Below are 13,134 nucleotides of genomic sequence, written 5' to 3'. Positions count from 1 at the left end.
ATTTAGCACATATTTTAATTATGTAATTATGGAGGATTTTTTTATGAGATTTTTTATAGACACAGCCAATATTGAAGAGATAAAAGAAGCAAATGATTTAGGTGTGATATGTGGAGTGACTACCAATCCATCACTAATAGCTAAAGAAGGTAGAGATTTTATAGAGGTAGTTAAAGAAATAAGCGAAATAATAGATGGACCAATAAGTGCAGAAGTAATAAGTTTAGAGCATAAAGGAATGATAGAAGAAGCAGAAAAATTATCTAAGATACATAAAAATATAGTTATAAAAATACCTATGACAGCAGAAGGATTAAAAGCAGTAAAAGTACTATCAAGTAAAGGTATAAAAACTAACGTTACACTTATATTCTCTGCCGGACAAGCTCTTTTAGCTGCTAGAGCTGGTGCTACATATGTAAGTCCTTTTGTTGGAAGATTAGATGACATATCACAAAATGGTCTTGATTTAATTGAAGAAATCGTTGACATATTTAGTGTAAATAGTATTGAGGCTCAAATAATAGTTGCTAGTGTTAGAAATCCAATACATGTTTTACAGGCTGCTAGAATGGGAGCAGATATAGCAACAGTTCCTCTTAAAGTTATAAACCAAATGATTAAGCATCCTTTGACAGACAAAGGAATAGATAGCTTTATGAAGGATTGGGAAGGTGCTTCTTTAAAATTATAATTGTAAAGTGTGATTATAAGTATATTAAAGTGGCTATTATGGAAATTCTAAGTAATAAGGCTAGGCTATTTTGTCTAGTCTTATTTTGGTGTATAATATATTGAAATAGATTAATTTTTTAAGTGAGGAGGCGAAAAATGGATAAAATATTAAGAGAAATACAAAGAGAAGATAAAAAAAATCCATATACTGACCAAGAACTTGCTGAAATGTTAGACGTAGCTAGGTCTGAAGTTATAGCAGTCAGAAAGAAGAATAATATTTTAGATTCAAGAGAAAGAAGAAAAACAATATTAATAAAAGATATATCAAAAATTGTAAGTGAAAACCCTCATATGTCTGAAAGAAAAATAACTGAGATATTAATAGAAAATGGATATAACATATCAAGAAGTGCAGTGTCCAAACTGTTAAAAGAAGAAAATTTGAATCAGTCAAAGAGTGGTATTAAAGATAAAGAACCAGCATCATCGGGAAAGCATGTAAAGGTAAGTAAGGCTGTAGAAGAAGATGGATTTGAAGACTTGATAGGTATAAAAGGAAGCCTAAAAGAAAAGGTAAACTTAGCTAAGTCAGCAATAATGTATCCTCCTAATGGTCTTCATACTATAATATATGGAGAGACAGGTGTAGGAAAAAGTGAACTAGCTACATGTATGTATAAATATGCTGTAAAAAACAATATCAAAGAAGAGAACAGTCCGTTTATAGTGTTTAACTGTGCAGATTATGCAGAAAATCCTAATTTATTGATAGCTCAACTTTTTGGAGTAGTAAAAGGTGCATATACAGGAGCCGATGCAAATAGAGAAGGTCTTGTAGAACAAGCTGATAATGGAATTTTATTTTTAGATGAAATTCATAGATTGCCTGCTGCTGGGCAAGAGATATTATTTTCATTAATAGATAGAGGAGAATTTAGAAGGTTAGGAGAAAGTAGTTCTACTAGAAAGGCAAATGTTCTCATAATAAGTGCTACAACAGAAAATCCAAATTCTAATTTACTTCAAACATTTAGAAGACGTATACCAATGGTAATAAATTTACCTAATATGAGTGAAAGACCGAAGTCTGAAAGATATGAAATAATAATAAAGTTTTTTGAAAGAGAAGCAAAACGAGTAAACAAGAATTTTATAATAACTAAAGAAGTTATGTGTGCACTTATGAATTATAAGTGTACTGGAAATATAGGTCAGTTAAAGAGTGATATACAAGTAACCTGTGCTAGGGCTTTTAGCAAATCAATATTTTCTAGCGATAAGGTAATTATAGATTTAGATAGTTTAAGGGATTATATAAAAAGTGGATATTATGATTGTAATTGTGAAAATGAAAAGTATTCTGAGTTCTCAGTTGAAGATATATATATAGATATTAGTGAATTGGTTAGTGGGAAAAATAGAATTTTATCAGATAATGAGATAAGTGAAATATACAATTATGCAGAAAAAGAACTTAAGGTTCTGGAGAGTAAATGTTTTTCTGAAGAAGAATTAAAAAATGCATTTATAGAAAAGTTAGATAAAAAGTTTAATGCTATTAAAAATAATAAAAACTTGTCTGACAGGAGAAGTAGAATAGACTGGGGTGGACAATTAAAAGAGTCTACACTAGAGATAATGGATAAGGTAATAATATTTATTAAAGAGCAGTTTAAACATGTAAATCAAGGGCTATATTTAGCTCTAGCAATTCACATCGAACATGCTATAGGTAGAATAAAAGATGGTAAACCTATAATAAATCCGAGTTTAGATAAAATAAAAGCATCAATGCCAATGGAATATGAGTTATCCAGATATATAATGGGTATAGTAGAAGACTTAACACAAGTTACATTTCCAGAAGATGAACTTGGATATTTAGCTTATTATATAAATAAATTTTGCTATAATGAGGAAAGTATAAAAGATAAAGTAAAAGTAGTAATAGTTACACATGGTAAAGTCGGTATTGAAATGTCTAATGTCGTAAACCATATTCTTGGTATAGAATGTACATTGGGTATAGAAATAGCACTTACGGATTCACCATCAGAAGGTATAGAACATGTATTAGAGGAACTTCAGAAGATAGAAGCTAGAAAAGGGATTCTAGTCCTAATTGATATGGGTTCTTTAGTAATTCTTGGTGATGAGGTTGAAAAAAGACTTGGTATTAGATGTAAAACCGTAAACAGAGTAGATACACTATTGGCAATGGAAGCAGGAAAACTTGCAACTATTGAAGGAAAAAGTTTAGATGGGATAATAGCGGATTTAAAGAAAAATAAAAATTATGCCATGATAAATACAAATAAGTTTAGTTATAGAAAAAATGAGTATGGGAAGAAAAATGTAATTATTACATTGTGCTTGAGTGGTGTAGGCACAGCTTTAAATTTAAAGGAGCATATAGAAAAACAAATTAAGGAGTATGATACTTCAATTGAAGTAAAGCCAATTGCTTTTTTAAATAATAATTTAGAAGAAGAGTTAAATGATATTGAAACTGAATATAATATTATTGCTATCTGTGGAACTATTGATATAGATTATAAAAATGTACCTTTTATTTCTTATAACGAGGTACTTGGAAAAAATGGTATTAATAAAGTTTTAGAACATTTAAATAATAAACAACCAGCTTTAAATAGTGACAATAAATTGGATAATTTAATACATGAAGATTTGATTTTATACAATTTTGAAGGAATTTCAAAGGAGTATATAATTGATACTCTTGTTTCAAAGCTTGAAGAAGGTGGATATGTAGATTCAAAGTATATCTTAAGTGTATATAAAAGAGAAGCTATGGGAAGTGTTGTAATGGGCTCAAAGGTAGCTGTACCACATGGTCTTCCAGAAAACGTTATAAAGCCTGCAATAGCCATAGCAAGATTAAATAAACCTATTGTATGGGATAATAAATTTATGGTAGATTTGGTAGTATTATTAGCACTTAAAGAAAACAATAAAAAAGAAATACGAAGCTTGTTTTCAAAAATTAATGACCAACATACTTTAGAGGTTCTATTAAATACTGAAGATAAAAATGAAATAAAAAAGATATTAAGTTAATTTTTAATATAAAAATGTAAAAATAAGGACAATTGATTTTAGTATGAGTTTTAAAATAGATTATTTTATCTAGTCAATTATTCAATATAAGGTTAACACCTTAAAATCAGCTTATTTGATTTTATAGTGTTAGCCTTTTTTATTTACAGATAACTCAGTATAAGATAATGTTTATTAATAGTTTTGTTATCTTATTTTTATAGTATAGTTATTATCTATTAAAACATAAATATAGCACCAAAATATAAGTACATAGTAAGCTTTTTGGTATGTTTAAAGATATGTTACACATAGATTTTAAAAAAAATCAAGATATTATTCTATATAAATATAAAAAATATCTAAACTATTCCAAAATTAAAATATAGAAGCTATAATAAGGATAGGTTGCTATATTAAAAAATTAATTATTAATTATTTCTAATAACTAATAGAATAATTAGACCAGCTTTTATAAATTGATAAAAATGGCTATCAAGTGTTTATTTTTTAAGGACTGATTATTATGAGATTAGTAATGAAAATACATTAAATTCTTATTTTCTTAAGTAATAGAGGATAGTAGAAAATAACATTCTTATATAAATAAAGATATTTAAATTATTATTAATCTAAATTTGTATTATACAATAACTTACTTGAAGCTTAAGTTAAATTCGAAATTTTTAAATTATTCATACATATTTAGATTTACTATTCAAGGGGATATATTATATGAGTGTAAAAAGAAAAACGTTAAACAGCGCACAAATGGTTAGAACAATAGCGATAGTATTCATAGTTATATGTTTTTTTATGGGTATAGTATGTTTTAAATACTATTGCAAATTGAGAAATACTGTGCAAGAAGAAAGTAGTAACTATCTTCAAGAAATATCTAATAGAATAGGGAGTAATGTGAGTAAGATTATTGATGATAGTTACTCTATATTAGATACAATAGCATTAATGATAAAAAATACAAATATAGATTCTTTTCATAAAGCAAAGCCTATAATGGATTCTCAAAAAAAATATTGGAATTGTCAAGATATTATGATGATTGATGAAAATGGAGTTGCATACAATTCTGATGGTAAATCAGTATCTCTTAGTAGTGACACATACCTTCAAGATGCTGTCATAAATAAGAAAGAGTCTATGTCTACATCACAAATGATAGATAATAAGGAATGTATAGTTTTTGCTGTACCACTAGATAGTGTAGTTATTGATAATAAAAATATAGTTGCACTTGCAATAAGTTACTCTCCTGAATCTTTTGATAAAGTGTTATCTATGACTTCATTTAATAATCAAGCATATTCACATATTATCAATAAAGATGGTACTGTTGTAGTTCGTTCATCATCTCCTATTGCTGAAAAAACAGGGTATAATATACTGAGCACTATAAGTCAATCTAAGTTAGACTCTAATAGTGATTTTAATAAGGTGAAAAATGATATAAACAATAATCTTAGTGGGCAAGTAGGATTTAAATTAAATGGTTCACATGAATATATGGTATATATTCCTATTGGACAAGAGGATTGGTACTTGTTAACTTTTGTACCAGTATCTGTAGTAAATGCAAAGTCCAACTTATTGTTGAAGATTACATTATTATTATGTGGTTTTATAACACTAGCATTTGCAATTCTTACAATAGCTTTGATAATATCTTTTTATCGACATAAGAAGAACTTAGAGTATATTGCTTATGTAGATACTGTAACTAGAGGAAATACAATACAACGATTTTATAATATCTCAGATGAATTATTGAAACAATCATCTGAACAACATGCACTTGTATATATGAATATTGAAAAGTTTAAAATGCTAAATGACCAGTTTGGAAGAGAAGCTGGAGATTCTATATTACGTGGAGTATACGATGGCATAACATCTCTTTTAGCTCCTAATGAATGTATGGGAAGATTGTTTGCAGATAACTTCTGTATACTTATAACATATAGTGAAGACACTTCTCTAACTACAAGATTTGAAGATTGGTATAATGCCATAATGAAAAATTCTGGAAAGTATGGGTTTGAATGGGCTTCTCTTTCTATGCAGTTTGGTGTTTTTATAATTACAGATACTTCTATGGAATTTCCATACATGGCGGACCGTGCAAAGCTTGCACTGCGTGATTCTACAAAAGATTTTAAAAATAATAAGATAAAGTACTCGATTTATAATGAAAAAGTTCGTCAACAATTAGTACGTGAAAAACAATTAGAAGATATGATGGAAAGTGCCTTAGAAAAGGGAGAATTCCAAGTATATCTACAGCCTAAATATATGACTGAAAATGAAAAAATAGGAGGGGCAGAGGCATTAGTCCGTTGGATTAGTAAGTCAGAGGGAATGATTTATCCAGACGCATTTATCCCATTATTTGAGAAAAATGGATTTATTGTAAACGTAGATTTATGGGTGTTTGAAAATGTCTGTATGACTTTGCAAAGATGGTTTGATGAAGGTAAAGATTTAGTAAAAATCTCTGTAAACTGTTCAAGGATTCAATTAAAAGATGAAAAATTTTTAGATAAGTATTATGAAATTTTCTCACGTTATAATGTACCTTCACAGTATATTGAGATTGAGTTGACAGAAAATATGGTATATGAAGACACTGAACGTCTATCTGCCATTATTGATGAAATTCATTCAATGGGATTTGGATGTTCTATGGATGATTTTGGAAGTGGATACTCTTCATTAAATCTTATACAGGATATACCTGTAGATACATTAAAATTAGATAAGATATTTTTTAGAAATACTAAAAACAACTATGGTCGTACTAAGTCTGTAGTAAGTAGTATCATTGGTATGGCGAAATCACTTTCCATGACTACTGTGGCAGAAGGTGTTGAAGATTATAATCAAGTAAAAATGCTAAAAGAAATAGGTTGTGATTATATTCAAGGTTATGTATTTGCAAAACCAATGCCAATTTCAAATTTTGAAGAACTTTTATTTGGGTTACCAAAAAATGATGAGGAGTGATACTATATGCTACAATGTTTGAAGCTTAAATGTTTAAAACGCTTTTATAAAATCAAACTATCCTTGGTATTAATTTTACTTAGTATTTTTGTAACTTTTATAACTTGTGGGTGTACAAAAAATGAAACAGAAGATATTCTAACACAAAAAGTAACCCAAGATAATCGAACTCCTGTTACTATTTTGGTTAAGTATGCTTTTTCAATTAATAATTTTGAAAAGGCTGTTGAAGAAAAGTTTCCTAATATTGATATTGTTCAAGTTGGAAACTATACAGCTAATACTACTCTGGCAGAGGAATATAAAGCACGTCTAGAACATGATGATTTAACGGATATAGTTATGACTTGGCCACTAGATGTAGGAGAGGAATATTGGGATGACCGACTTATTGATTTGTCTGGTATGACTTTTACCAGTAAATATAATACATCTATGCTTAAACCTATTACTAGGGATGGAAAACTTTACTATTTACCAGGTCCTGCAACTATACGTGCTATTGTATATAATAAAACGTTATTCAAAGAACATGGTTGGGATGTACCTAAAAATTATAATGAGTTTATTGAACTATGTCAAAAAATTGAGAAGACAGGTATACGTTCGTTACAATTGAGTCTTGGAAATAAAGAAGTTTTAGAGACGCCATTTATTGGTTTTAACTATGCAAATAGTTTTAGTAAACCTGAAGATGCTAAGTGGCTTGATAATTATAATAATGGAAATGGAAGTTTTGGCGACCAATTTAATACGTCTCTAGATGTTTTTCAAGAACTTATCCAAAAAGGTATACTAAAGAAGAATGATTTAAACCTACATTATCAAGATAGCCAAAACATGTTATTTACTCGTAAGTGTGCTATGACAGAAGACTCTAATTTATTGGCACGTTCAGGTTTTGCTCAAACTGGCTCTACTGATGAATTTGCACTGATGCCATTTTTTAGCCCTGGAGAAGATGGAGATTGGGCTAGATTATATATGGTTTGTTACATTGGTCTTAATAAAAATTTAACTGAATCAAAAAATAAAGAAAAATATGATTTAGTAATGCAGTTGATGAATTATATTAGTACGCCTGAAGGGCAAAAAGCATTGTCTAGTGATGCAGGTGGTATGTTCTCAAGTCTAAAGGGAATGTCATTACCAAGTGAACCTGAGATAGAACCTTTATTGCCAGCTTTAGAACATGGTAGATATGCTGTTTTTCCTACTTTTAAAAATACACAAGACTCGTTGCGTGATGGTCTTGCTGGAATGATAAATGGAACCTTAGATAAAAATGATGTTATAAAAATGGTGGATAAACAGAACACCCTTTCTTCAAAAGCTGTAAGTCCTAAAATAATTGGAAATGCTAAAAAAGATTTCTCTATGATTGAAACAGGAAATATTATAACAGATGCGATGCGTGCTAAAAGTGGATGTGAAATTGCATTATTTTTAGATAATGGTAAAGATGGACGCTATAATGGTAAAGGAGTTAGTGCTAAGCTTTATAAAGGTGATATTACTACAACAGATATACAACGAATATTTCCTGATTTAAAGCATGGAGAGACTGGTACACTATGGAAGATAAGTATGACTGGTAAAGACCTTCTTAATACTTTAGAACATTCTATAACTGTGGATAACAATAGTAGTGGATGGTTTTATTATTTCTCTGGTCTTAAAATGGAGTACTCTCCAACAGATAAACCAGGTAAACGAATTAAAAAAATTACAACATCAGAAGGAGATTCTATAGATTTAAATAAATCATATTCAATTGCTGTTATGGACTATAGTGTTCCAGAGAAATATATTAAGAAGTGTGATAAGACAAACATTAAAATTACTGATATAATAACAGAATATATAGAAAAACAGAAAAATGTTTCTCCTAGTGAAGACCAAAGGTTTGTAATAGCAAAACCTTAACAACTTAAATTAAGATATATACAAGTAGAAGTTAATACAGGACAGTGAAAATATGTATTATAATAATTTATATAGGCCAAATAAATAGGATTATATAGTGAATATAAGAAATTAAAAACTGTAGGCAGGAAAATACCAATAATATGGTATTATAGTGATTTTCTAATATTTAAGCAGGTGTTATAACAACATAAGAGTTGGCACCTGCTTTTTATATTAAAATAATAATCCTGCAAGTGAAATAATAGGTTTATTTTACTTGTAGGAGCTGTATTAATTTAAATTGATATCTATTTCAAGATAAATTTTTTATTGAATCTTATAACATCTATACATACTTTCACCACTTTTGAATGAGAACTTAAAATAAATTTTGTCATTAGAAAAGTCTTTTTCTATAGCTACTAAATCTTGATTTTCTCCAGCTTTTCCTCCAGTACCAATTAAAAATACATTTTTATCACTATCTATTTCTTGAACTGAACCCATGTATTTATAGTAGTCATCTATACTGTATGAATGATATTCAGTAACTTTTTTATTTTCTTCATCCAATTTTATTTTAACAACTCTTGTAGCTTGATTTTTTACACCATTATCATATAGAGTTATATATCCATCTTCTGTAATTCTAGCATTATGTTGTCTTGAGAATTTTTGATTATCTGTTAAGTTAAACTCATCTCCTAATCCTCCTAGTGTCCAAACAATTTCTCCTGTTTTTCTATCTAATTTTATAACTTCATCTAAATTTCTAAATGAACAAATTAAATTTCCGTCCTTTGGGTCAATAGTCATAGAATTAAAATGTACATAATCTAAAGCTGAGTCACTTTTGTCGCTAAAAGTATTATTTTCAACACTTTCTGAATATAGTTTCTGGTTGTCAATGCTTTCCCACTGCCATACAACTTTTCCATCTTTTATTTCTTGTAATACACTATTTACCACATAAGGTGAATTCCCCTTACTTAAGTCTGATGAAATATTTGTTGCTTTAACTTTTTGATAACTAGAAACAATGTAGTGATTATCATTTATGTATATAAAGTCATGATTTTCTAATTCAGTGCCAGCCTCTATATTTTCACTTTTTTCCATAGTAATTTTATTTATTTCATTATAATTTTCATCTAAGATTACAAGATAAGTTGGTGAATATCCAACGGCATTTATTCTTTTTGTTGAGTCTTTATCTTGTAGTAAGTATCCATATCTAATTTTTCCATCCTCTGTAGTTATTTTTTTAAAGTCAAAAGGATTTGATTCAACTTCTTTATAAAAAACTATATTTCCATCATTGTCCAATTTAAATACAAAATTATGTTCTTCATTGTGTGTAGTAAGATAATAATCACCATCATAAGGGCTATTTGCAGTAACATTATATTTTGGAAAATTTTTTGAAAGAGAATTTATATAATAATTTCTATATGAATTTTCGTTTTTGTACATAACAGATATTTTTATTTTTGAAGAGCTATTTATTTCTTTCAATTCAAAAGTAGAATTTTTAGATATATCTATTTCTTTGTCATTTATTTTTACGATGCTTGCTTTATCATGACTTTTTATTGTTATGCTATTTTGATTAGTAGAATTAAGTTGCTTTACATTTTGACTATTAAAAATGCCTTCTTTAGAAAGTGTTATATTATAACCATTTATAGTAATATCTAGTGTTGGTTTTGATTTGTTTTGACTTGCAAAGACTCGATTTACAAATAATCCAAAAATGAATAATACACTGCATAAAAATACAATCTTAAATAAATTTTTTCTTTTCATAGTTTACCACCTTTTCATATTAAGTTTTCATATTGACAACTTGATTTTATTATATGAATAAATAAAATAGATGAATTTATTTATGCCAAAAATGAATTTTATTGGACAATTATATGAAAATTCATTCATATAAAAATAGAATGATAGAGAAAATATAAAAAAGTAAATCATATTTAGAAAGAATAATTACATAAAATTATTATTAAACATAAAAAACCATTAATAAAAAACAAAAAAATCATTTCTGTAACAAAAAAAACCACAAAAAATATAAAAAAGTATGGTTAGTTAAGTGATTAACAAGTAAAAATTAAAATAAAAATTAAAAAAAATTTATCAATGAAAGTTAGGTAAAATCCTATAACAGAGTGGTATTTTAGGGAAAACATTTTCTTTTGTTTCACAAAAAAAGCCACTTTTTGGCACGCGACATGCTTTATATAAAGGCAAGAAAAACAAGATATAAGATAAGTGCAATTAGGAGGTGTAAATATGGAGTTTATAAATTTTGTAAGTGATAAAGTTATAAACCTTAAAATGGAGTGTAAAACAAAAGAAGATTTCTTTAAAGAAATACATAATAAAGTTTTTGAATTAGGCTTTGTAAAAGAAGAATTTGGAGAAAAAATATTAGGAAGAGAGAATGTATTTCCAACAGGTTTAAATCTAGGCGATTATGGAGTAGCCATACCACATACAGATGCAGAATATATAAAAGAGCAATTTATAGCAGTCTGTACTTTTAATGAACCAGTAGTATTTAGTTCTATGGAAGACCAAGATGAAAAAGTTCCTGTAAATTTAGCTTTTGTACTAGGACTTAATCAACCACATAGTCAATTATCTGTATTAACAGAGTTGATGGGAATTATGCAAAATAAAGAGTTAGTTGACAAGTTAATAAATTCTACTGACAAAGAAGAAGTTTTAAAGACAATAAAGTCTTTATAAAAATAAAAAATAAAAGTACTAAGAATAAAAAATAGAAAAATAAAATCATTGGGAGGAAATAAAAATGAAAAAAATATTAGTAGCATGTGGAGCAGGAATAGCAACATCAACAGTAGTCTGTGACAAGGTAGAGAGATTAGTTAAGGAAAATAATATACAAGCAGAAGTTATACAATGCAAAATAGCTGAGTGTGCAACAAAGCAAGATGGAGCAGATTTAATAGTATCTACAACTATATTGCCAACAACTTATAATATACCAGCAATAAAAGCAACAGCGTATATAACTGGAGTAAATACAGCAGCATTAGATAAAAAAATATTAGATGCTTTAAAATAATCCTATCATAAATACATTGAAATCATATTTTATAAAACAGAAAAAGGAGGATTTATAAATGGATAAATTATTAGCAGTAGTACAATACATTTTAAACATGGGACCAACAGTAATACTACCAATAACAATTGTAGTCTTAGGAATGATATTTAGAATTAAATTTACAAAAGCTCTAAAGTCAGGTCTTACAATTGGTATAGGGTTTGTGGGTATAAACTTAGTTGTAAACCTATTAACTTCAACACTAGGGCCAGCAGCTCAAGGAATGGTTGAAAGATTTGGACTTAACTTAACAGTAATAGATGTTGGTTGGCCAACAACAGCATCAGCAACATGGGCTTCACCAGTTGCACCAATATTAATACCAGTTTGTTTATTAGTAAACTTACTATTATTATACTTCAATAAAACAAAGATATTAAACGTTGATATATGGAACTATTGGCACTTTATAGTAGCAGGTGCAGTTGGATATATAGTAACAGGAAGTTATATTTGGGCTATATTCTGTGCGATATTAATGGAATTATTAGTACTATTTATTGCAGAAAAAACAGCCAAAAACGTCCAGGAATTTTACGATTTAGAAGGTATAGCATTACCAACTGGTTCAACAGCTTCATTTGCTCCACTTGGATATATAGTAGGAAAATTTGTTGAAAAAATACCAGGAATAAATAAAATACAAGCAGACCCAGACTCTATACAAAAAAGATTTGGTATATTTGGGGAACCAATGATGATGGGTATTATATTAGGTATAATACTTGGAGCACTTGCTGGATATGATGTAGCAGGAATATTCAATGTAGGTATATCAATGGGTGCAGTAATGTTACTTATGCCTAGAATGGTTAGAATATTAATGGAAGGTTTAATTCCAATTTCAGAATCAATAAGAGATTTCTTACAAGCAAAATATGGCGACAGAGAACTTTATATAGGACTAGATGCAGCAGTAGCAACTGGACATCCAGCAGTTATATCAACAGCTCTTATACTTGTTCCTATAACTTTATTCTTAGCTGTTATATTACCAGGAAATAAAGTTTTACCATTTGGAGACTTAGCGACAATACCATTCTATATGGCATTTATAGTATGCTTTAGAAAAGGTAATATAGTTCAATCAGTTATAACAGGAACTATAGTAATAGCTATATCACTTTACATGGCTACAAACTTTGCAGATGTTCATACACAATTATTACAACAAGCAGATATGATGCCAAAAGGAACAACAATGGTTACAAGTATAGATACAGGTGGTAACTTGCTAAAATGGGGAATATTGAAATTATCTCAATTAGTTTCTTCATTTGGAATATTCTAATATGTAGTTAATAGAGATTACTCTTTTTTAGTAAAGTATG

At 28.3% G+C, this 13,134-nt stretch carries 8 protein-coding genes; 7 read left to right on the top strand and 1 reads right to left on the bottom strand.

What is annotated here, in order from left to right; translation table 11 throughout:
* The first annotated feature begins 43 nt into the window (after positions 1-43).
* The 4 genes from fsa (at position 44) to ACTG48_RS13030 (ending at position 8,682) form a co-directional block, all read left to right on the top strand.
* Complete coding sequence (gene fsa / locus ACTG48_RS13045) at positions 44-694, top strand: fructose-6-phosphate aldolase (protein ID WP_021385171.1); 651 nt, start codon at positions 44-46, stop codon at positions 692-694.
* 137 nt (positions 695-831) lie between these two features.
* Positions 832-3,756 (top strand): sigma 54-interacting transcriptional regulator, encoded by a 2,925-nt coding sequence (locus ACTG48_RS13040; RefSeq protein WP_479917074.1) that lies wholly within the window; start codon positions 832-834, stop codon positions 3,754-3,756.
* Positions 3,757-4,470: 714 nt separating this feature from the next.
* Complete coding sequence (locus ACTG48_RS13035) at positions 4,471-6,756, top strand: bifunctional diguanylate cyclase/phosphodiesterase (RefSeq protein WP_479917073.1); 2,286 nt, start codon at positions 4,471-4,473, stop codon at positions 6,754-6,756.
* Positions 6,757-6,762: 6 nt separating this feature from the next.
* Entirely contained in the window at positions 6,763-8,682 is a 1,920-nt protein-coding gene (locus ACTG48_RS13030; protein WP_479917072.1) for an extracellular solute-binding protein, read from the top strand.
* Between the two features lie 309 nt (positions 8,683-8,991).
* Here ACTG48_RS13030 and ACTG48_RS13025 read toward each other — a convergent pair whose 3' ends face one another.
* Positions 8,992-10,470 carry an arylsulfotransferase family protein gene (locus ACTG48_RS13025; RefSeq protein ID WP_479917071.1) on the bottom strand — a complete coding sequence of 493 codons (1,479 nt, stop codon included), beginning with the start codon at positions 10,468-10,470 and terminating at the stop codon, positions 8,992-8,994.
* A gap of 492 nt (positions 10,471-10,962) precedes the next feature.
* Between ACTG48_RS13025 and ACTG48_RS13020 the strand changes: the two genes are divergently transcribed.
* The 3 genes from ACTG48_RS13020 (at position 10,963) to ACTG48_RS13010 (ending at position 13,094) form a co-directional block, all read left to right on the top strand.
* The gene (locus ACTG48_RS13020) at positions 10,963-11,421 is read left to right on the top strand and encodes a PTS sugar transporter subunit IIA (RefSeq protein WP_021385161.1); all 459 of its coding nucleotides are present in this window, start codon (positions 10,963-10,965) and stop codon (positions 11,419-11,421) included.
* 64 nt (positions 11,422-11,485) lie between these two features.
* On the top strand, positions 11,486-11,761 hold the full coding sequence (locus ACTG48_RS13015; RefSeq protein ID WP_021385190.1) for a PTS sugar transporter subunit IIB: 276 nt from the start codon (positions 11,486-11,488) through the stop codon (positions 11,759-11,761).
* A gap of 58 nt (positions 11,762-11,819) precedes the next feature.
* Positions 11,820-13,094 (top strand): PTS galactitol transporter subunit IIC, encoded by a 1,275-nt coding sequence (locus tag ACTG48_RS13010; RefSeq protein ID WP_479917070.1) that lies wholly within the window; start codon positions 11,820-11,822, stop codon positions 13,092-13,094.
* The last annotated feature ends 40 nt before the right edge of the window (positions 13,095-13,134 follow it).

Source organism: Clostridioides sp. LIBA-6822 (assembly GCF_056688955.1).
This window is presented reverse-complemented; position numbering and strand designations above follow the sequence as displayed.